Annotated in this window: 22 protein-coding genes; 13 read left to right on the top strand and 9 right to left on the bottom strand. The window is 42.0% G+C overall.

The features are described from left to right. Window positions 1-20: 20 nt before the first annotated feature. On the bottom strand, window positions 21-1,931 hold the full coding sequence (gene dxs, locus FTU05_RS06745; protein WP_180160132.1) for a 1-deoxy-D-xylulose-5-phosphate synthase: 1,911 nt from the start codon (window positions 1,929-1,931) through the stop codon (window positions 21-23). Between the two features lie 311 nt (window positions 1,932-2,242). On the opposite strand from dxs, the gene ribA reads away from it, so the two are divergent. Further along, complete coding sequence (gene ribA, locus FTU05_RS06750) at window positions 2,243-2,845, top strand: GTP cyclohydrolase II (RefSeq protein ID WP_180024333.1); 603 nt, start codon at window positions 2,243-2,245, stop codon at window positions 2,843-2,845. 94 nt (window positions 2,846-2,939) lie between these two features. Here the strand turns inward: ribA and hemN are convergent, their stop codons facing one another. Next, a complete protein-coding gene (gene hemN, locus FTU05_RS06755) occupies window positions 2,940-4,313 on the bottom strand; it encodes an oxygen-independent coproporphyrinogen III oxidase (protein WP_180164695.1) in 1,374 nt (457 codons plus the stop codon). A gap of 276 nt (window positions 4,314-4,589) precedes the next feature. Here hemN and hemF point away from each other — a divergent pair, with 276 nt between their 5' ends. The 3 genes from hemF (at window position 4,590) to aroE (ending at window position 6,873) form a co-directional block, all read left to right on the top strand. Then, window positions 4,590-5,531, top strand: a complete 942-nt coding sequence (gene hemF / locus FTU05_RS06760; protein ID WP_180160130.1) for an oxygen-dependent coproporphyrinogen oxidase — start codon at window positions 4,590-4,592, stop codon at window positions 5,529-5,531. A 229-nt stretch (window positions 5,532-5,760) separates the two neighbouring features. Beyond that, window positions 5,761-5,982, top strand: a complete 222-nt coding sequence (locus FTU05_RS06765) for a hypothetical protein (protein WP_078189308.1) — start codon at window positions 5,761-5,763, stop codon at window positions 5,980-5,982. A 102-nt stretch (window positions 5,983-6,084) separates the two neighbouring features. Next, on the top strand, window positions 6,085-6,873 hold the full coding sequence (aroE, locus tag FTU05_RS06770) for a shikimate dehydrogenase (RefSeq protein ID WP_180164697.1): 789 nt from the start codon (window positions 6,085-6,087) through the stop codon (window positions 6,871-6,873). Between the two features lie 85 nt (window positions 6,874-6,958). Here aroE and FTU05_RS06775 read toward each other — a convergent pair whose 3' ends face one another. Continuing rightward, complete coding sequence (locus tag FTU05_RS06775; RefSeq protein ID WP_180164699.1) at window positions 6,959-9,469, bottom strand: hypothetical protein; 2,511 nt, start codon at window positions 9,467-9,469, stop codon at window positions 6,959-6,961. A gap of 230 nt (window positions 9,470-9,699) precedes the next feature. Between FTU05_RS06775 and FTU05_RS06780 the strand changes: the two genes are divergently transcribed. Then, window positions 9,700-11,523 carry an acyl-CoA dehydrogenase C-terminal domain-containing protein gene (locus tag FTU05_RS06780; protein ID WP_180123928.1) on the top strand — a complete coding sequence of 608 codons (1,824 nt, stop codon included), beginning with the start codon at window positions 9,700-9,702 and terminating at the stop codon, window positions 11,521-11,523. 342 nt (window positions 11,524-11,865) lie between these two features. Then, a complete protein-coding gene (locus FTU05_RS06785) occupies window positions 11,866-12,168 on the top strand; it encodes a hypothetical protein (protein WP_180039449.1) in 303 nt (100 codons plus the stop codon). Between the two features lie 43 nt (window positions 12,169-12,211). Here the strand turns inward: FTU05_RS06785 and FTU05_RS06790 are convergent, their stop codons facing one another. Then, window positions 12,212-12,619: a hypothetical protein gene (locus FTU05_RS06790; protein ID WP_180115995.1), complete on the bottom strand. Its 408-nt coding sequence runs from the start codon at window positions 12,617-12,619 to the stop codon at window positions 12,212-12,214. A 135-nt stretch (window positions 12,620-12,754) separates the two neighbouring features. Further along, window positions 12,755-13,909, bottom strand: coding sequence for a radical SAM family heme chaperone HemW (gene hemW, locus FTU05_RS06795; protein WP_180164701.1), 1,155 nt, complete (start codon window positions 13,907-13,909; stop codon window positions 12,755-12,757). 124 nt (window positions 13,910-14,033) lie between these two features. Between hemW and FTU05_RS06800 the strand changes: the two genes are divergently transcribed. The 3 genes from FTU05_RS06800 (at window position 14,034) to FTU05_RS06810 (ending at window position 16,449) form a co-directional block, all read left to right on the top strand. Beyond that, on the top strand, window positions 14,034-14,492 hold the full coding sequence (locus tag FTU05_RS06800; protein WP_180003411.1) for a DMT family transporter: 459 nt from the start codon (window positions 14,034-14,036) through the stop codon (window positions 14,490-14,492). 41 nt (window positions 14,493-14,533) lie between these two features. After that, window positions 14,534-15,892 (top strand): MATE family efflux transporter, encoded by a 1,359-nt coding sequence (locus FTU05_RS06805; RefSeq protein WP_373423861.1) that lies wholly within the window; start codon window positions 14,534-14,536, stop codon window positions 15,890-15,892. Between the two features lie 125 nt (window positions 15,893-16,017). Next, window positions 16,018-16,449 carry a hypothetical protein gene (locus FTU05_RS06810; RefSeq protein WP_180164703.1) on the top strand — a complete coding sequence of 144 codons (432 nt, stop codon included), beginning with the start codon at window positions 16,018-16,020 and terminating at the stop codon, window positions 16,447-16,449. Here FTU05_RS06810 and FTU05_RS06815 read toward each other — a convergent pair. Further along, the gene (locus FTU05_RS06815) at window positions 16,446-16,658 is read right to left on the bottom strand and encodes a DUF1737 domain-containing protein (RefSeq protein ID WP_180164705.1); all 213 of its coding nucleotides are present in this window, start codon (window positions 16,656-16,658) and stop codon (window positions 16,446-16,448) included. The genes FTU05_RS06810 and FTU05_RS06815 overlap by 4 nt on opposite strands. Before the next feature lie 201 nt (window positions 16,659-16,859). On the opposite strand from FTU05_RS06815, the gene FTU05_RS06820 reads away from it, so the two are divergent. Both FTU05_RS06820 and FTU05_RS06825 read left to right on the top strand, forming a co-directional pair. Continuing rightward, a complete protein-coding gene (locus FTU05_RS06820) occupies window positions 16,860-18,158 on the top strand; it encodes an AarF/ABC1/UbiB kinase family protein (protein ID WP_180049233.1) in 1,299 nt (432 codons plus the stop codon). Between the two features lie 107 nt (window positions 18,159-18,265). Beyond that, window positions 18,266-18,520 carry a type B 50S ribosomal protein L31 gene (locus FTU05_RS06825; protein ID WP_078189321.1) on the top strand — a complete coding sequence of 85 codons (255 nt, stop codon included), beginning with the start codon at window positions 18,266-18,268 and terminating at the stop codon, window positions 18,518-18,520. A 121-nt stretch (window positions 18,521-18,641) separates the two neighbouring features. Here FTU05_RS06825 and crcB read toward each other — a convergent pair whose 3' ends face one another. After that, window positions 18,642-19,025, bottom strand: a complete 384-nt coding sequence (crcB, locus tag FTU05_RS06830; protein ID WP_078189322.1) for a fluoride efflux transporter CrcB — start codon at window positions 19,023-19,025, stop codon at window positions 18,642-18,644. A gap of 168 nt (window positions 19,026-19,193) precedes the next feature. Here crcB and FTU05_RS06835 point away from each other — a divergent pair, with 168 nt between their 5' ends. After that, on the top strand, window positions 19,194-19,526 hold the full coding sequence (locus FTU05_RS06835) for a HopJ type III effector protein (RefSeq protein ID WP_180164707.1): 333 nt from the start codon (window positions 19,194-19,196) through the stop codon (window positions 19,524-19,526). 90 nt (window positions 19,527-19,616) lie between these two features. On the opposite strand, the gene FTU05_RS06840 is transcribed toward FTU05_RS06835, so the two are convergent. Both FTU05_RS06840 and FTU05_RS06845 read right to left on the bottom strand, forming a co-directional pair. After that, a complete protein-coding gene (locus FTU05_RS06840) occupies window positions 19,617-20,051 on the bottom strand; it encodes a protease inhibitor I42 family protein (protein WP_257230094.1) in 435 nt (144 codons plus the stop codon). Between the two features lie 72 nt (window positions 20,052-20,123). Beyond that, the gene (locus FTU05_RS06845) at window positions 20,124-20,684 is read right to left on the bottom strand and encodes a hypothetical protein (protein ID WP_111884184.1); all 561 of its coding nucleotides are present in this window, start codon (window positions 20,682-20,684) and stop codon (window positions 20,124-20,126) included. A gap of 305 nt (window positions 20,685-20,989) precedes the next feature. Here FTU05_RS06845 and FTU05_RS06850 point away from each other — a divergent pair, with 305 nt between their 5' ends. Continuing rightward, window positions 20,990-21,616, top strand: a complete 627-nt coding sequence (locus tag FTU05_RS06850; RefSeq protein WP_180039441.1) for a class I SAM-dependent methyltransferase — start codon at window positions 20,990-20,992, stop codon at window positions 21,614-21,616. Window positions 21,617-21,801: the final 185 nt, after the last annotated feature.

Consider the following 21,801-nt stretch of genomic DNA (forward strand, 5'->3'; position numbering starts at 1 on the left):
TGTTTCTAAAAATTAGAAATTCAACAAACCACTGTTTGCTTATGTTTTAGCCAGCTCTGTGTCACTGAAGCGCCAATGCCTTCAGCATCCAGTCCAGCCTGATGCAACATTTGAGCATGTGTTGCTTGATGCATGAACTCGTCAGCCAAACCTAAATTCAGCACAGGCTTAACCACGCCTGCTTGGGCTAAATATTCATTTACTGCACTGCCCGCACCCGCCATGACTGCATGCTCTTCAACTGTCACAAATAGTTGCGTACTTGCTGCGATTTGATCGATCAACTGTGTATCTAATGGCTTCACGAAGCGCATATTAATCACACGTACAGCCACATCTAGCTTTGTCGCTAAAGCCTGCCCTGCCTCTAGTGCCGCTTGAACACGACTACCAAAAGCCAGTATAGAAATGGTGTCATCTTGCTGATCATTGAAGTTTGCAACAATTTCACCACGGCCAATTTCAAGCTCAATCATCTCTTGCTGAATCTCAACACCCAGTCCATTACCACGTGGGTAACGTACCGCCGCTGGGCCTTTATACAAATAAGCCGTATGCAACATTTGACGACATTCATTTTCGTCTTTCGGCGCCATGATCACCATGTTTGGCACGGTACGCATAAAGGCATAATCATATGCACCGGCATGCGTTGGGCCATCTTCACCAACCAAACCTGCACGGTCGATACCAAATGTCACGTCGAGATTTTGCAAAGCAACGTCATGAATCAGTTGGTCATAACCACGTTGTAAGAAGGTTGAATAGATTGCAACAACCGGTTTTACCCCTTCACAGGCCATACCCGCAGCCAAAGTCACCGCATGTTGTTCTGCAATGGCAACATCAAAGAAACGCTCAGGGAACTGCTTGGCAAATTGCACCATGCCTGAGCCTTCACACATCGCAGGAGTAATCGCCAATAAACGATCATCCTGTGCAGCTTCATCACATAACCACTGACCAAAAACATCTGAATATTTCGGTGCAGTTGCCACTGCAGCAGGTGCATTCACTTTACTGATGGCATGGTATTTGATTTGATCTGCTTCGGCAGGTGCAAAGCCTTTACCTTTTTTGGTATAGACATGCACTAAACGTGGGCCTCTGCGTTTTTTTAAGGCTTCAAACACATGTGTCAATTGTTCAACATCGTGCCCATCAAAAGGACCAAAGTAGTCAAAGCCAATGGCTTTAAATAGGTTGTCTGCAGCATCGGTCGCAGCACAATGTAGGCGTGAGTTATACGCCCATTCAGGATGAGGTTGAATATAGGCTTCGCCATTTTCAGAAATATTCACCGATTGACCACTTTCCCAAATCGCAGCCAAATGCTTAGCAAAACCACCAGTACTGCATGAGATCGACATATCGTTGTCGTTCAATACCACCATGAGGTCAGCATTGTGTGCCACCGCATCGTTCATGGCTTCAAAAGCCATGCCCGCTGTCATCGCGCCATCACCCACGATTGCAACCACATGACAGGGATCTTGCTTGAAGCGACGTGCCAATGACATCCCAAGACCAGCAGAAATCGCTGTTGATGAATGGCCTACACCAAAGGTGTCAAATTCAGATTCTTCACGGGCAGGAAACGCAGCCAAACCATCTTTGGCACGAATCGTCACTAATTGTTCACGACGACCAGTTAAGGCTTTATGCGGATAGGCTTGATGACCCACATCCCAAATCAGACGATCTCGTGGCGTATCAAAACAGTAATGCAATGCCACGGTTAATTCGATCACCCCAAGATTGGCACCAAAATGCCCACCACTTTGTCCGGCCGCATACAAAATAAATTGACGTAACTCATCCGCCACTTGCTCTAATTGGCTGCGCTCGAGTAAACGAAGTTGTTGAGGATGGTTAATCGTATCCAGCAACGGTGTTACAGGGCGTTGAAATGGTATTTCTTTATACAGCATAATGTGGCAAAGCCTTCTAAAGCCTGGCAAATTCCTAAGCTCGGTCTAAATGGGTAACTCGATCATATCGTCGAATTGTATCACCTTACAATCAGCCAAACTTGTAGCGATGTAATTTTTAGCAATGATCTCGTTGGGGAGATTTTGAATGAGTCAGATTATCCTGAATAATCTTCCTATTTATCAACTATTATCGTTCGCTTTATACAAAAAAGAAAATGTTCTGCATAAATTCGTCGTTGCAATTCTACCAATGTCCAAGCATTACGCTATACTTTAGCCAATTTATAATCGAATAAACGGGTTAAGCAGTGCCTATAGAATTTGTCGCAACGTCAAGATTACCGACCGCTTTTGGTGAATTCAATATTACGGTTTTTCAGGATCCTGAAACCGGTGAAGAACACGTCGCACTCTCTAAAGGACTAGAACAAGCTCCCACTGAACCTGTTTTAGTTCGTATCCACTCCGAATGCCTCACCGGTGATGCCTTCGCTTCACTCAAATGTGACTGTGGCCCACAGCTTCAAGCCACCCAAAAATTAATTAATGATGCAGGTCAAGGGGTGATTTTATATTTACGCCAAGAAGGTCGTGGTATTGGCTTGACCAATAAAATTCGTGCTTACGCCCTACAAGACCAAGGCCATGACACAGTCGATGCCAATTTATTATTGGATCTTCCTGCCGATGCACGTCGTTATGATATGTGTCCTATCATGTTGAATCATCTCAACATTACTGCGGTGCGTCTCATTACCAATAACCCGTTAAAAATTGAAGCGCTACAAGAGCAAGGCGTGAATGTCGTTGATCGCGTTCCGCTGACTGTGGGTTTAAATCCCTTTAACGAACAATATTTAAAAACCAAACATGATCGTATGTCGCATATGTATCAAAAGGACGATTTTTAAAAATCCTTTAAATTCTCCATAAATTAATCCCTCCAAACCTCCCTTTACAAAAGGGAGGCTTCCCCCTCTTTATTAAAGAGGGGTTAGGGGAGATTCAAATCGTCATCGAAAAAATACGATTTTCAGGAACACGACGTTTTAATCGTAAATCAAAAGCCATGCAGATATTACGGACAAAAGGCTTGCCTGCATCACTCACCTGAATGTGCTGATCAAAAATCTCGAGCAAGCCATCTTCTTGCATTTCAGCCAATTGCGCTAATACGTCATCAAGCTCAGGAAATTGCATTTCTGGACCTGCCCAAGAAGTTTGGAAGGTACACATCAAATTGAGAATATGTTTACGAATGATTAAGTCCTCATCTGTCAGCACATGCCCCCGATAGACTGGAATTTCATTCACTTCTAAACGTGCATAATAGTCTTCAATTTTCTTTTCATTTTGTGCAAAGCTGTACCAACTATCACTGATCGAAGATAAGCCGAGACCAATCATCACTTGGGTTTTCGATGCGGTATAGCCCATAAAATTACGGTGCAAACTGCCCTGCTGAAAAGCTTGATACATCGGATCTTGGGTTAATGCAAAATGATCCATCCCAATTTCATGATAGCCTTGCGCCAGTAGCTGTTTTTTACCTTCTTCATAGCATTGACGCTTTAAATCATCTTTCGGGACATCGGCATCTTTAAAACCACGCTGACCATTGCCCTTAATCCATGGTACATGTGCATAGCTATAAAAGGCTAAACGATCTGGCATCAAACGATTGGTCTGTTCAATGGTATGCAACACGTCGTTTAAATCCTGAAATGGCAAACCAAAAACCAAGTCATGCGAAATAGAGGTATAGCCAATATCACGTGCCCACTGTGTCACTTGTTCAACATGTGCAAAGGGCTGAATACGGTGAATGGCTTTTTGCACCTTCTCATTATAATCCTGCACTCCATAACTTACGCGTCGAAAACCAACATCATACAAAGCTTGTAAATGCTCACGTGTGGTATTGTTCGGATGCCCTTCAAAGCTAAATTCATGTGCATCAGCAATATCAGCATGCACTAGAATGCCTTGAATCAACTGGGTGAGATGCTCAGGAGAAAAGAAAGTAGGCGTTCCCCCGCCCAAATGAATTTCTTTAATTATTGGCCGGTCGACCAAGAGCTGACAATATAAGTCCCATTCTTTCAGCACCGCCTGAATATAAGGCAGCTCCATCTCATGTTTTTTCGTGACTTTTTTATGGCAACCACAAAACGTACATAAGCTTTCACAAAATGGTAGATGGATGTACAGACTGATGCCTTCGCTGTGATTAGTCTCATCAAATGAACGCTTCAATCCCTGTTTCCACTGTTGCAATGAAAATTCAGCTTCCTCCCAATACGGCACGGTTGGATAACTGGTATAGCGTGGACCCGGTACATTGTATTTTTGAATTAAAGAACTCGCCTGCTGAGACATCGATGCACCATTTCAATCAATGAGATTCAATTTAAATCTACCTGATGATTATTGTGCTGAGCTTCAGAAGTGAATTCAACCTAGCAAATTTGTCGGAATAGTCCCAATTTTGGCCTGAGTACTTCTGCTCACTACGCAGGAACTTTTGGTTTAATCACTAGATTTCCAGATTTAAAGTAAAGAGCCGATGCTGAGTATCGGGAAAAATGCCTTAAGTTTTCACCTAATTTATGCTTTGATGACACTTATCTTTAAATTATTTTAATAAAGGTCACCATGCAGAATCCAACTTCAGCCGATATACAACGTGTAGATGAATTCCTTCGCGATTTACAGGCACAGATTTGTGCCGCATTGGAACAGCAAGAACGTGCTGGTGGCGGAAGTGCCGAATTTGCGATCGATGACTGGGAACGCCCTGAAGGTGGTGGTGGTCGCTCACGTGTTCTTCAAAATGGAACGGTGATTGAAAAAGGTGGTGTGATGTTCTCGCACATCAACATTTCAAAATTACCAGCCTCAGCGACTGAACGCCATCCCGCTATTGCAGGTGCAAAAGCGCAAGCCATGGGCGTGTCACTGGTGATTCACCCGAAAAACCCCAACGTCCCGACCTCACATGCCAATGTGCGTTTATTTGTTGCCGAAAAAGAAGGCCAAGATCCGATTTGGTGGTTTGGCGGTGGTTTTGACCTCACTCCATTTTATCCAAATGATGAAGATGTCTTGTCTTGGCATCAAACTGCCCATGATCTTTGTGCCCCATTTAGCGATACGCTCTATGATGAACATAAAAAATGGTGTGATGACTATTTCTATCTAAAACACCGTGATGAACAACGTGGTGTGGGTGGTTTATTCTTTGACGACCTCAACCAATGGGACTTTGAAACCTGTTTCAAATATATGCAGGCCGTGGGTAATGGTTATTTAGAGGCGATTTTACCGATCTTCCAAAGAAACCAAGACAAAGCCTATACCGAAGCACAACGAGACTTCCAACTTTACCGTCGTGGTCGTTACGTTGAATATAACCTTGTCTATGACCGCGGCACCTTATTTGGCTTGCAAACTGGTGGACGTATTGAATCCATTTTAGTGAGTATGCCACCTTTGGCAGGCTGGTCATATCGTCCTGAATGGGAAGAAAATTCTGCTGAAAAAAGACTGACTGACTTTTATTTAAAACCGCAAGATTGGCTTAATATATTGAAATAAAACGGATAAACATGTATTTACCCCTGTCCGTCAGGGGCTTTTTATTGCCTGAGGATTAGAGTATTCATTTGTATGTAATATCTTGATGCATAAATAAATTTTTTAAGCATTTACTTTGTAATCATATTGCTCAACAATGACACATCTTTTAAACAGCTTTAAGCTATGTCATTGCACAATGTGTCAATAAACTCATGGCTGTAATTTTCTTGTACGGAGTACAACGCACATGACACATCAAACACTCAATAAAAAAGCAGTCAGTCTTACTGCCTTGGTGTTTTGGAGCTTTGCTGTTGTGCTGATCAGCGCTATCAGTACTAATATTTTTTCCGAAACGTCTTTGAATGATAATTTGGCTATTGGCTTCATGGTGGTTGCCTTGATTGGTTTAGTCATCAGTGCAGCGAGCATCTTGATTCAAAGCGTCCTAGATATTTGTAATCCTTAATTTTCCGCCTTTATTTCACGATTTTAAGACTGCCCGAACTTTAGCCATCCTCGGTTTTGGCGTATATTGTCTGCTCTTTCACATCTACATGGACGCTGTGCAATGAGCAAACAATTTGCCGTGATTGGCAACCCGATTGAACAATCACGCTCACCTGAACTTCATCATGCCTTCGCTGAAAAAACAGGCCTCGACATTCAGTACAGCAAACGACTTGCGCCACTCGATGGTTTTCAGCACAGCGTCGAATCCTTCTTTGCCGAAGGTGGCATCGGTATGAATGTCACTGTTCCGTTTAAAGAACAAGCCTATGCACAATGTGCCGTCCTTACTGAACGTGCCAAAATTGCAGGTGCGGTCAATACACTATGGATGCAAGATGGCACACTCCATGGCGATAATACCGATGGACAAGGCCTAGTCGATGCCATTCATGCCTTAGATTGGAATTTAGAACAGAGCGATATATTGATCATTGGTGCAGGTGGTGCAACACGTGGCGTGATTTATCCGCTGGTACAAGCTGGGGCTAAAAAAATCGTCATTGCCAACCGTACTTTAGCGCGTGCTGAACAATTGGTCGCTGACTTAAAAACTGCTGTCCCCAATGCCGAACTTGCAGCCATTGCCCTCACTGACTTAGCAGGTCAATTTGATCTGGTGATTAATGCCACATCGGCAAGCTTAACGGGTGATCCGCTAATTTTGCCTGAAGCATTACAATTCACGCACGCCTATGAAATGGCCTATGGCAAGCCGTCGACATTTTTGGATCAAGCCAAAGCACGCCATGTTCCAACCTCAGAAGGTTTTGGCATGTTGGTTGGTCAAGCGATCGAATCTTTTTCCATTTGGAATGGCGTCAAACCTGATCTAAAAGACTTTCTATAATTCAAAATGATTTGCTCAATTTACTTTCAGAGCAGTCGAAACACCTAAAAAAAGAACCTCGATTGAGGTTCTTTTTTTATCCAACTTAGTTCTTGTGTTTTTGTATCGCCTTATAAGTCTCATAATAAGCCGATTGGCTGAACAACTCTTCGTGTTCTGCTGTTAGGCCTTGTAATGACGCTTCTGATAATTTTCCTTTGATATCATCAGCAAAGGCTTGCGCATAGATTTTTGATGCTTTCACCAAATGTGCTTTTTCAGTTCCTTCCAGTTCATAACTGGCTAAAAAGTTTTGTTGATATAAATGTGCAAAAATCGCCTGATCAGTCTTATAGGTTTTTTGCAATTGTTTCCACTCAACCTGAGCTTTGTACTCACCAATCCCCGACTGCACATAATGATTGACTGAAGAACCTAAGTCATCAAAGTCTTGATAGCGATGCAAAGCATGCTTATCACGTAATTGATTTAAACGTTTCAGCGCATTGCCTGTTGGCTCTTTTAAGCCATCAACAAATCGATATGCATAAACTTCAGCAATTTCATTCAAATCATTGGCTGAGTAATAACGCACATACTGAGCGCGATAGTTAGCAAATGCCACGACAAATGCCGCTTGATAAGCTTTCACTTCAGATTGATGGCGCTTATAACTTTGCAAAGCCACAGTACTTAGATATTCAGGAAGTTCGATTTCTTCATTTGCAGCACGGACATCATCAACCGAGGCAGTTTCTGCTTCAACAAGCAGAGGATCATTTCCCGTGATTGGCGCAAGCAGGCCTTTCAACATATTTTCAAAGAGTGAATCTTTACTGACTTCCTCAATGGATTTTGCCTGTTTCATGGCTTGACGATTAATTGGAGTCGCATTGCCATAATTCAAGATTTGGTTGCTACTTTTCAGCTTTAATTGACCTAAACGTGGCTCATTAAAGGCCAATTGATAGTCCATTGCTTGGACTCGGCCTTTGTGATCTAAGCCTACATCCATCACGACATTCGAAGATGATTTATCCTGTGCATTCAGCACCTGCGCAATTTCAACTTGATGCTTTTGCCATAATTGCTGGAATTGTTGGACATCGACAAGTTGTTCACTTTGATATTGCTGGAATACCGGCTTTAACTGTTCAACAGCGTCCGAAATCTCTGAATCTGTATTGGATGCGTCCGCAGCAGAGGCCGATGGTACAGAATCTTCTTGCAGCGGTATCACCCGAACATCTTGATAATCCTGACACAGTGTGACTTTACCAATCGGCACCTGTTTGGTGTTCATCAAGGCCTGACAGACTTCTTCAGATAAATTCGCTGTTTCATCATCTTCTTCGGAAACCGCATAAGCTTCGGTTACTTCAGTATCCGAACTATAGGTTTCTTCGTCATCAGCCGCGGTCGCCTCCGCATATGCACTTGCAGTATCGATCGCGTATTCAGCAGATTCAGCGGCAGAAGACGTTTGTTCTTCTTCAGTTTCGTGTTGGTGATACATCAGGCCATGCATTTTCGCATTGAGCAGCTCATTCACACGTTCAACAGATGCATAAGCCGCATCATAGTCTTCATCCTCAGCTGCTGCCGCTACTGCAGTCCCTCCCGCCGCTTCAGCCGCAGCCATCGCCTCTTCGGAAGCACTGTGATGCACAGCAGCGTCCACAGATTCATCTTGCTCAGCGTCACTATTACGCTGACCTTTGATTTGCGTGGTGTAATAGTTGGCGTTCACAAAATCAAAAAGTTCAAGCTGGGTGTAAAGCGCATCGAGATCACCCACATAGCGGATTTTTTTAGTCAGCCCTGCATTTTTTTCATCACGTGTTAAAGCAATATTTTGCACTTGATTCGGCTCTGCCAAGACATAGGGCAAAGCATTCATCTGTTTTAAATAGTCAGCAAATTTTTTCAAATCGTACTGAGCAATCGTCTCTTTATGTTTTGAAAAATCCACATAAGCCAAGCTGCTTTGGCTTTCGCGATTCACCATAAACGGCATGAACGCAAAGTAGTTGGTATAAAATTTATGTTGATTAAAATCAATGATCATCGGCAACTGTGCATTCACCTGCAAGGTCGGTTTTTGATAACTCAATTGCAAGGTTAAGGCAGCAAGTTTTTCTCTAAAATGTACTGAACCGCTATAGCTAAACTGTAAATCATTCAATACATTCAGCAGTGATTGAGCAATTTTAGATTGCGGAGAAACGCCATCCTCTTCATCGCTATAGCGCGCTGATGGTGGGATCGATTCATTGGCAATGGCTTGATAGAGCTGTTTCTTTTCTTTTTGGCTAAACGGAATATTTTGGGTTTTAATCAACTGATCCAGTTGTTTTTTAAGTTTAGGATCCAGCTCTGGCTGTGTGCTTATCGCAGGCTTTGACTTGGTTTCAGGCTTTTTTTCATCGAACTGAAGATCTGTCTGAATTGAAAATTGCCCTTTCATGTCATAACTGGCATTTTCAAACATTGCGTTTAAGCCTTGAGTGGCTTGTTGCCCGAGAGACTGATCCGTTGAATTGGTTTTTATGACATGTTGAGCACACCCAGTAATACTCAAACCCAGTAAACAAAGTGTTATATATTTTAATCGCATAATTGTACGAAAGACCTAAGTTCTTTATGATTTATTAAAAGAAAAAAATGATCAAAAGATCAACATCAAGTCTATCAGAAGTTTATTTTTCACATGTTGGTTAAATATTACAATTCGCCTTTCTGACATTTTTTAAGGGCGTATTCATCAATGTTTTTTAGATGAAATTATGAATAATCAAATCATCAATACAGATAATCCAAAAAAATTTAGATATTAGGATTAAGACTATGCCTGCATATAAAGCGCCTTTACACGATATTCGTTTCTTAATGAATGAAGTGCTCGATTACCCAGCACATTACAAAACTTTGTCTAATGGTGAAGCTGCTGATGCAGACACTGTCGACATGATTTTAGAAGGTGCAGCGGATTTTTGTGAAAACATCCTTTCGCCTTTGAACCAAACGGGTGATGAAGAAGGCTGTCATTTTGAAAATGGTGATGTGAAAACACCAAAAGGGTTTAAAGAAGCCTATGACCAATTTGTACAGGGTGGCTGGCAAGGTCTGTCTTTCCCTGAAGAATTTGGCGGTCAAAACTTGCCACAGTCGTTGAATCTCATCAAATCTGAAATGATGGGTACAGCAAACTGGTCATTCCAAATGTATCCGGGTCTCAGCGTAGGTTGTATCAACACCATTCTACAATTTGGTTCAGAAGAACAGAAAAACCAATATTTACCGAACCTTGTTGCTGGAACTTGGTCAGGCACCATGTGCTTAACTGAACCTCAATGCGGTACCGACTTAGGTCAGGTAAAAACCAAAGCGGAACCTCAAGCTGATGGTAGCTATGCAATTTCTGGTACAAAAATCTTCATCTCTGCGGGTGAGCATGATTTAACAGAGAACATCGTACATATCGTTCTTGCACGTCTTCCAGATGCACCTGCGGGCACCAAAGGCATTTCATTGTTCATCGTTCCAAAATTCCTTGTGAATGCAGACGGTTCAGTGGGCGAACGCAACCCTGTGACTTGTGGTTCGATTGAACACAAAATGGGGATCCGTGCTTCAGCAACAGCTGTGTTGAACTTTGACAATGCGATTGGTTACTTGATCGGTGAAAAACACAAAGGCCTACACGCAATGTTCACCTTCATGAACACTGCACGTATTGGTACAGCGATCCAAGGTATTGCACATGCTGAATTGGCATTCCAAGGCGCTCTTCCATATGCCAAAGAACGTATGTCTATGCGCGCACTTTCAGGTAAAAAAGATCCTGAAAAAGTAGCCGATGCGATTATTCACCATGCAGACGTACGTCGTATGCTTTTAACTCAAAAAGCGATCGCTGAAGGCGGCCGTTCAATGATTTACTATGCAGCTCAAATTGCGGACAAAATGACTGATGCTTTAACCCGCGGTGATACAGCAGCGTTTGAAGCACATGATGACCACTTAGGCTTCTACACCCCGATTCTCAAAGGTTTCTTAACCGAAATGGGTTATGAAGCTGCAAACCATGGTATGCAAGTATACGGAGGTCATGGTTATATTAAAGAATGGGGCATGGAACAAATTGTTCGTGACTCACGTATCTCTACTCTCTACGAAGGCACAACCGGTGTTCAAGCACTAGACTTGATTGGTCGTAAAGTTCTGCTGACCTCTAAAGGTAAAGTGATTCGTGACTACACAGCTGAAATCTTGAAGTTCTGTGGTCAACATGCACGTAACAAATACATGCGTCGTTTTGCGTGGGACTTAACGAAGCTTTGCGCACAGTGGAATGCATTAACGGTTCGTATCATGCTTGCAGCACGTAAAGACCGTGACATCGTATCTTCTGCTTCTGTCGATTTCTTAATGTTCTCTGGCTACGTGATGATGGCTTATTTCTGGGCACAACAAGCTGCCGTAGCTTCTGAAAAATTAGCAGAAGGCAATGGTGCAGAAGTTCCTGAGTTCTATAAAGCAAAAATCAAAGTGGCTGACTTCTACTTTGAACGTCTATTACCACGCTCACAAGGTCACGCTGAAGCAATGGTTAACCCATCGAAGACCATGACTTCTTTGGCTCCTGAACACTTTAGCTTTGACTACTAAGCTTTAAACCGAGTTAAATGACTCTATAAAAAGACCGCTTCGGCGGTCTTTTTTGTCTTCTCTTTTAATTTTGATCTATAGGAATTACGAGTAGTATTCTTAATTTCTTCATGAGGTAATAACAATGTATAAAGATGAACTTTATATGGAGAAATTTTGTTGTATTTTTCAACAAAAATAGAACACCTTATCGCTAAAACATAATTTTATTTAATAAATATTAAATACTTAAAGTAAATTTAACTCCATAATTTTAGCTTTACATTTGTATCTCATACAACTTCATATCTTCTGCATAGCCTCCCCCTATGATGACTTCATTGATTCATAGAGAGCGTAACCATGAAAAAATTGATGTCTTCATTGATGATTGGTCTGATTGCAACAACTGCGACAATGTCCGCTATGGCAGCGCCTGCATTCGATCATAAAAATCCACCACCTGCTGCACACTTCGATAAAAAACCTGTACCACCTAAAGCAACACATCACAAATCTGCTGGGCCCCACATGGTGAACAAAGAACATCAACAAGCTCATGCGAAATTTGCCAAACAAAACCATAAGGCCACAGCATTTAAAGCCAATCAACACAAACCTGTACCGCAGCATAAATTACCCCCTATGCCACCGAAACATCGTTAAGTTAAACTCAAAAAAAGACCGCGAATGCGGTCTTTTTTAATCTTTACTTTGCTTTATCAGCAATAAATTCTTTGATCTCTATGGGTTTATCTTTCACCAACTCAACTGTCCCTTCATTCACACCATTAAAGTTTTTAAAATGAATAGAAACGCCTTGTTCATTGGCAAGTCGTACACCACTTCCAGAAACCGCTCGTTTCAACTCATAAACCCGATCAGAATTATCCGTCAATTGTGCAGTTTCAAAATTATCTTTGGTTTTTAGCTCAATCGTCAGATCTTGCGGCCCAGTAAAATGAATAACTTGCTCGTCCTGAGCAATAGCAATGTCATTCGACGGAGTAGTTGCTGACGCTGGTTCAGTTGATACCGTGTTTTCTACTGTAGCCTTTTTATCTGCACAACCAATCAAAGCTAAACTGAATACTGCAGCACTTAAAATATATTTCATTTTTAGGATAGTCCTTCTTGTAATATGTATTGGATTATTACAGGTCTAATTTTACAAATTGGACGCAAACTACATTAGAAATATAAAAATTTACGTGCTTTTTAAATTAAAAAAACAATTTTTCAATAGCATTCATTACAAAAACTCTTCCAACACTGAGTTTAAAAAGATATGCCCCTGTTCAGTACAAGACAAACGCGCAGGATCATTCACCATCAATTGACGCTGACGTAATGAAGCCAATAATTCAGAGATTGGCGCTAAACTCTCACCCGTTCTCTGCGTATACAAACTTGCATCTACACCATGATTTAGCCGTAAAGCATTCATCATAAATTCAAAAGGCATATCTTCTGACTCAATGCGTTTAAACTGAAGATTCTCCGCTGGGACTTTGGCTAAATAGTCTTTTGGCAGGCGGGTTTTTTGGAAACGATACACCCCATCAGGCTGGGTCACTTTGCCATGTGCGCCTGCACCAATCGCCAAATAATCGCCAAACTGCCAGTAATTTAAATTATGTGCAGACGGCTTTTCTTTACGCCATGCCGACACTTCATAATTGATAAAGCCTTGTGCTGTTAAATAGGCTTCGCCCTGTGCTTGAATCTCTTCAAGCACATCATCGACAGGCAGAATCGGCTGGGTGCGGAAAAAGACCGTATTCGGCTCAATCGTCAACTGATACCACGACACATGCGTTGCGCCATTTTCCACAGCCAATTTCAAATCCAAAAGCGCTTGCTCAATGGTTTGTTCAGGCAGGCCATGCATCAAATCGACATTCACCCGTTCAAAACCTGCTTCCCGTGCATGCTGAATGGCAGAAATCGCATCATCATTCGAGTGAATCCGCCCCAGTTTTTTCAGCTGCTCAGTATTAAAACTTTGCACCCCAATGGATAAACGATTGATCCCTGCCTCTAAATAACCGGCAAAAGGATCGTGCTCAACCGTACCGGGATTGGCTTCCAAGGTGATTTCACAGCCCGCTTCAAATGGCACTAACGCTTTGAGTTGAGCAAATAACCATTGATAGCCTTTGGATGAAATGAGCGATGGTGTACCCCCACCAATAAATACACTATGAATCAAGCGACCCTGAGCAAAATCGACTTGGGTTTTAAAGTCTTCAACCAACGCCTGTAAATATTCTTGTTCTAAGTCTAAAGACAATTCACCATTCGGCACCGCATGCGAATTAAAGTCACAGTATGGACATTTGCGCACACACCACGGCATATGAATGTATAAAGATAACGGAACAACTGCAGGATTTAATTCAGCCAAGGAAAATGCTCAAAAGGAACAAAAGAAGTAAGCGCATTTTAACATGACTGCATCAGAGCGCTTATGAAAACTCATCCACAATACAGTAGACTAATAAAATTAAGAAGAATTAGATGATTAGAAGATGAAAATAAGCAGCCATTTATTGTACTTACTGCCGCTCGCGATGGGTGTTGGTATCGCCATGACCATTCAAACAGCGATCAACAGCCAATTGCGTGAATATTTATATTCACCGCTGCAAGCTGCCCTTTTTTCTTTTTTGGTTGGTACAATAGTCCTCGCCTTTATGGTGTTTTTTCAATCGGCCGAAAAACCGGACTTTGCAAGTTTTGCTCAAATCCCTTGGTATTTATGGTTGGGGGGATGTTTGGGTGTTTATGCCATCAGTATCAGTATTTATACCGCACCGAAACTGGGTTTTTTATCCCTCTCCGGTCTGATTATTTTTGGACAGATCTTAATGTCGATGGTATTTGACCATTTTGGCTTGCTCGGCACTGAAAAAACCCCGATTAACTGGCAACGCTTATTGGGTGGCGTGGTGATTTTTATTGGTGTGCTTCTCACTTTCCAACGCTAAGACCTCATTCCTAAGCACCTCACAAGAAATGAGTACATTCTGTGTCTACTGTCACGGCTGTAACAAGCAGCAAGTATGAATTAAAACAACTGTTTCATTTAATGATCCCGATATTGATCACGCAGTTTGCGCAAGCGGGATTTGGTCTCATTGATACCATCATGGCTGGACACATGTCCGCCAATGACCTTGCAGCCATTGCGGTCGGGGTCGGCTTATGGATACCAGTCATGCTGCTGTTCAGCGGCATTATGATTGCCACCACCCCATTGGTTGCCGAAGCCAATGGTGCTCGGACGCCTGAAAAAATTGCCACCATCGCCCGTCAGTCTTTGTGGGTTGCGTTGTTTCTTGGCATTATCGCTGCACTGGTTTTACAGGCAATGCCGCTTTTACTTCCTGTACTTGGTGTACCTGAGGCCTTGCTTCCCAAAGCCAGTTTATTTCTACATGCGATTAGTTTAGGTATGCCTGCTGTCACCATGTACGCAGCTTTACGTGGTTACTCAGAAGCATTGGGGCATCCGCGTCCAGTCACTGTGCTGAGTCTATTGGCCTTATTGGTGTTAATTCCACTGAACTTTATTTTTATGTATGGTTTAGGCCCAGTCCCTGAATTAGGTTCTGCAGGATGTGGTTTTGCCACCGCGATTTTGCAATGGTTAATGTTCTTTGCTTTGGCGATGTACGTTTTCAAAGGAGCGGCCTATCAAAAAACCCAACCTTTCGCTGCTTTTGAAAAAATGAACAGTGAATGGATCAAACGTATTTTAAAACTCGGCTTTCCCATTGGCTTAGCTATTTTCTTTGAAGTCAGTATTTTTAGTACAGCCGCTATTGTGTTGAGTCCCTTGGGCGAAGTCACCATTGCAGCACATCAAGTCGCCATTTCGATTACCTCGCAATTGTTTATGATTCCAATGTCACTAGCGATTGCGCTGACCATTCGGGTCGGTACCTATTATGGGGAGAAGAACTGGCTAGCGATGCGAAAAGTCCAGAAAGTCGGTATGTTGACAGGGACGGTATTTGCCCTAATTACCATGCTGCTGCTTTGGCTTTTACGTAATGAAATTGTGTCACTGTATACCAATGACTATGATGTGACTCAGCTTGCCGTGTACTTGGTCTTGTTCGCAATTGCCTATCAATTAATGGATGCATGGCAAGTCAGTGCCGCAGGGTGCTTACGCGGTATGCAAGACACCAAAGGACCGATGTGGATCACCATGATCGCGTATTGGATCATTGCCTTCCCTGTCGGGATCTATCTTGCACGCTTCACTACGACTGGTGCTGCAGGCGTTTGGATTGGCCTGATTGTGGGTCTGACTGTCGCATGTATACTGCTACTTACACGTTTATTTATGATGAATAAACGTTTAGCTCAAGCGGGATAAACCCTAAAAAATCATCTAAAAAGTTACTTTAAAAAGGCGGCTAGGCTATGCAGAAGATTAATGCAAATTAGCACCCTGCATAGCAATGCCATAAATAAAAAAGCACGAAGAAGAGGAAAATAAACATGTCCTATGTATTTCGCTCGATCAGTCTCTGTCTGAGCTTAGGCTTTTCCATGTCACTACTGGCTGAACAGTCAATCAACCGACATGAATTTCCTTTATATCACGCACCCATTAAAGTCCAATCACAACCCGAATTTGATTACATCAATCAAGCACTTTGGACAGCCTTTCGCTTTTATCATGAACAACAGGCGGACTCATATACCGCACGTTTAAAATTAAGTTGTCAGCAGTCTGGTATGGCGTATACCTATCAGGACTTCATCAAGGCCAATCAAAAGTTTACCTCTGCGGATGATCAGGATTTTATCGTGACGCAAAACCTCATCACCTTGAATGAAAATTTACACCATAACCAATGCAGTAAATATCTCAGTCCACATTTAGAACTGGAAAAAACTGAATCGAGCGAAGCAGCAAAAACCAACTAATTAAGCGCATCGATGGCATTTTTTAAACCTTGTGGCACTTGGCTGTCGTCCTCTACGTCTTTCACGATCGCCTGCCCGACAATCACATCTGTCCCATTAAAACTCATGGTCGGTGAGCCATACAATTCATAGCCTTCATTTAAAGCTTTGGTCACACGGGCACAGAAATTGACATCATCTTTACCGGTTAAATAGCGATACACTTTCATCGTTCAGTTCTCTTCTAGCGACGCGATATTTTAAACCATTCAGCACGTGGCTTAAATTTGCCTGAATTATTTTCAGTATTTACATTTTTGCCCATCATTTTATCAATGCAAATAAAGTCTTAACAATTTAAAGTAGGCAGTTTGTGTTTTGTCGCCTATGATCGGTATTAGATAATAAATGATGATCTTGAGGAACATCACATGGCAAAAACGGCTAGCACACCGGGTCGTCGCTTTATGAAACTTGCCAGTATGACGGCAAGCATTGCTACTAAAACCGTTTCCAATTCCATCCGCAATATCACTGCCGATGAAGAACAGAAAAATGCATCTCGCAGTAAACTTTTTCAGGACATCGGTCTGCAAATTGCAGACACTTTGGGTGAAATGAAAGGTGCGGTGATGAAAGTCGGACAAATTGCCTCGCAGTACAAAGACATTTTTCCACCTGAAGTCGCAAAAGCGATCAGTAAATTACAACGCCAAGCGCCAGCCATGCCTTTTGCTGAAATTAAGGCCCAAGTAGAACAAGAACTCGGCAAACCCCTCGCGCAAATTTTTAAAAGTTTTGAAGAACAACCTTTTGCCGCTGCATCCATTGGGCAGGTGCATAAAGCCGTGTTACCTAATGGTCAGCAGGTGGTGGTGAAAGTGCAATATCCGGGTGTCGAAGAAGCCTGTGAAAGTGACTTAAAACAAGTTCGCCTTGCCCTTCGTCTGATGGGCGTATTGAAAATTGATCGGAAGTTACAAAACAAGCTATTTCGTGAAATTCAGGACAGTTTGGACAACGAACTGAACTACGAAATTGAAGCGCAAAACTTAAATGTGGCCCGTGCGTTTCATAGTGCGCTGGATGACAAAATCATCATTCCACAGGTCTATAAAGATTATTCTTCACGTCATATATTGACTTTAAGCCTAGAGCTTGGCGACAGTATAGAAACTGCCAGCACATGGTCACAAGAAACCCGAAATGCCTTGGGAAGACGGTTATTCCGTGCCATTGGCCGTGAAATTTTCTTCCTTAAACGTTTCCACTGTGACCCACATCCGGGCAACTTCGCCTTTCGTGAAGATGGTTCAGTCATCGTGTATGACTACGGCGGTGTGAAAACCCTGTCTCCTGAAATCGTGTCACACTTTAAGCAATTGATTAATGCTGCACGCAAGCACGATATTCCACTGATGGAACAGCAACTCGATGCCCTACATTCCCTCAATGAACTCGGTAAATTCCCTGCGGAGTTGTATGAACAATGGCTTGAAGTACTGATGCGTCCACTGACCACACAATACGACTTTGCTGAAAACTCAGCGCACCATGACGGGGTAGAATTAATTAAACCTTCTCTTAAATACTGGGATGTGTTTAAACCGTCACCGGATACCTTGATGGTGAACCGGACTGTTTCAGGGCATTATTGGAATTTGATTCATTTGAAAGTGAATGACAATCTCAATGATCTCTTTGATGAGTTGGTCCCACCTAGCGCTTAAGGGAGCGTAAAGCGCTGATGATTGCCCGATGAATTTCGGGCAATATTTGCATTTTATATTGTTATGTTATAACATTTCTTTAATCAATAAGTTTAAGGAACAGAAGAATGCGTGCCAACATCCATCCCGAATACCGTGAAGTGCTCTTTCATGACACCAATGCCAATGCCTTTTTTGTCATTGGCAGTACTTTAAGCACCAATCAAACCAAAGAGTTTGAAGGCAAAACTTATCCCTATGTGACACTCGATATTTCAAGTGCATCACATCCTTTTTATACAGGTGAACAACGTCAAGTGAATAACGAAGGACGTATTGCGAACTTTAATAAACGCTTTGCGCGTTTCAAACGCTCACAATAAGTTCAGTTTCGATTAAGGTTTTGCTTTTAAAATTAAAGCATTGAAGAAGTTCAGGGTTCCCCTCCTCCAGCCTGAGCTTCTTTTTTTTATGTCTGAAATTTTGTGGATTTCAAGCGTTGTTTTAAACATCTATTTTTAAAATCGACTGAAATAAGTAATATCCCAGTCCCAATACGATGACGCCAATCACCACACTGGAAATGGCATAACTAAATGCCAGCCCACTTTGCCCTTGTCTAAGCAGTTGGAAGGTTTCTAAGCCGAAACTTGAAAATGTGGTAAAGCCACCTAAGATCCCGACCATAAGCAATAAGCGTGCTTCATTTTGTAGAACGGGATATTTTTGGCTAAATGCAAAAAACACACCTGCACAAAAGCAACCTAAAATATTCACCCACCATGTTGCCCACGGAAAGAGCACGGTTGGCTTGGCCAATAACAGTCCTGCTGCATAGCGAAGTGTTGCCCCAATTGCGCCGCCACATGCGACCAAAAGCCAGTTCATAGTTGTCCTACTTCAACATCATTGGTATCTACAATTTAGGCAACAGACTGCCTAAGGTCGCCCTTCAATATACACGCATTTAATTTACGCAAATAGTGTTAAATGTTTGGGCCAAAGCTTGCTATAGTCTGCAACACTTTGCGGTATTTTTTATTGAAAGAGGACATTATGGCTCAGGAATTATTAGATCAACTTCAAGCAGGGACTGCGAAATTTTCAGATGTGATTGTATTTATTGAAGCGCGTTATAACCACACAGCAACCGCTTTTACCAATGGCAAACAAGCCAATGCAGCAACTGAAAACCAAGGCAGTGCCAAAGTATTTTCTTTTGCCCAATTGAATGGTCTAAACCAAGCTGAAACCTTAAGTCTTTTTGCTGAACATTATGCTGCTGTATTGGCAACACCAGACGCAACTGACCACCAAAACATTCGCCAATTTATGCAAAATGGTTGGGAAGGTATTCAATTTGACGGTCAAGCGCTCAGCGCGAAATAATGCCTAGGTAGACGTTCTAAATCAGTTCGTCTGCAATAAAAAAGCCAGTATAAATACTGGCTTTTTTTATCTTTTCATCATTGGTTCAAATCAAGATACTCGAACTCTGCAAGTCCATTCAGCCATCGCGGTTTTTTCCCAAGCTCGTGCATGCTTCAAATGTAGTAATTCTTCACCCGCAGTCGTTGCGGTAAAACGATAAGTTTTTTGACCACCGGCACCAAGCACTGGTGTCGCATCTGCAGCAGCAGCTTGTTGTTGTTGTTGAGCTGATTGAAACACTTCTTCAACTTTAAAAAGTTTCGGTTGCTCAGCCAAAGACCATACATATCCGGTACTTGGATTTTCGTTTAACAGTACTTCCAAAGTCTGTCCACGATCCATCTCAAGCAAAGTCGGACAACTTTGCTGTTCAGTAAATACATGGGTTTTCCCATCTACAGTTGAACTCATACTGGTACATCCACCAAGCGCCAAACCACTCGCCAACATTAGACTCAAAATAAGCTGTTTCTTTATCGTCATTTTCATCATCAAATTATTTTACCTTGAATCTAATGCACACCGATTTCAATACGATCTCGATGCAATCGAAGTTTAGCCTTTGACTTTTTCAATCCACTGAATCGAACTTACACGAAAAACCTCACAAGCCCCATCACCCGTATCTGTTGGGGTCAAAGATGAAGTCCAAACCAAATCTTTGTCTTTCACCTCAACCAAATCCCCTTTTAAACGCACAAGATCGCCACGTTTCACTTGAGTAATTTGTTTCGCAATTTGCGGGTTTGCAGGAATGATGTGCATATTCGACACCATCATCATGGCTTGCTTTTGCGGTACAGGAACGCGATCCATTTTCCAATTTAAGAAACGGTCATATTGATTGACTGAAATCGTACGAGCTATTTCTGGCTCTGCAAATAAACCCCAACTGACCGCATAATCGATCGGAGAAAATTTTGCTTGTTCATCTGTTTGATAGGTTTTTGAACCTAGAATTCGGAAATCACCTTTAAATTCTTTCAAGGTAGAAATTGACTGGCCTTTGGCAACAGGTGCTAAGCCTTTGGCAATATTATAATCTGAAGACGCTTGGACACCGACATTCAATAAAAAGCCTGCAAGCACAGTACTTAATGCAATTCGCTTGATCATCGCGTTATCCTCTTTACCCTGTAATACTTCACATTACTCAATTTTAATTCTGCAATTGAGCCGACTTCATCTATTCATAATGCCCCAACCTGAACATGAGCTTAAAATCGCGTAGGTTGAGCCTGATGAATGTCGTTTTCACTAGTTGTAACTCTATATTACGCACACAGTCTGCATAAACCTTATGAACTTGGTAACAAAATGCTGTTATTCAGTCAATTGGCCCATATCCACGCCCTACCACATGATTTAAAATTAAAAAGACATGAATTACACTTTAAAAAAAGCCAACAAAAATCCTCGCTATGATTTATAAATTTTATCAACAACACATTTTTCCGCATCTTTTAAATCAAGTCATGCAGGTGCCAAGCCTGATGGATAAACGACGCGAACTCCTTTTAGCCGTGTCTGGTGAGGTGCTCGAAATTGGCTTTGGTACAGGTTTGAATTTAGCATTTTATCAAAATGTCGATACGGTTTTTGCGCTTGAGCCCAATCCTGATATTTTTCATTTAGCTGCTGAACGTGTACATGCAGCACCTTTTGAGGTACAGCATATTTTAGCTGGTGCTGAAAAATTACCCTTTGCAGATGAAAGTCTAGATCATGTCGTGAGTACATGGACCTTATGCAGCATTGCCGATATTGAAACTGCGCTTGAAGAAATCTACCGTGTCCTTAAACCAACAGGGACATTTCATTTAATAGAGCATGTACAACACAATGAAAATCGGAAAATTAAGCAGTTACAGCATTTACTCACGCCCATTCAAAAGAAAGTCGCGGATGGCTGTCATTTGGATCGTCATATGCAAAAGTTGCTTGAAGATGCCCAGTTTGAATGTTTTGAAACGCAGTATTTTGATGCTGAAGGCATTCCAAAAATTGGTCAGCGCATGTTGCTCGCCCGCGCACGGAAGTTGAGTTAAAGCTTCCAAGGCCATGTTTAAGCACAATCAAATCTAAATAAAAATACCTAGTCTTTGATTAGGGTCTGTTGACATTTGTTGATTAAAAAAATAGCGAGATAGTAAAATTAAATCGCCAAACCCAATTTTACACTCGCTATGCCTCGAACAATGCTAAATGATCAACACTGGTCCAAGTTACTTGC

Source organism: Acinetobacter sp. YH12049 (assembly GCF_013419875.1).
Lineage (GTDB): Bacteria > Pseudomonadota > Gammaproteobacteria > Pseudomonadales > Moraxellaceae > Acinetobacter > Acinetobacter amyesii.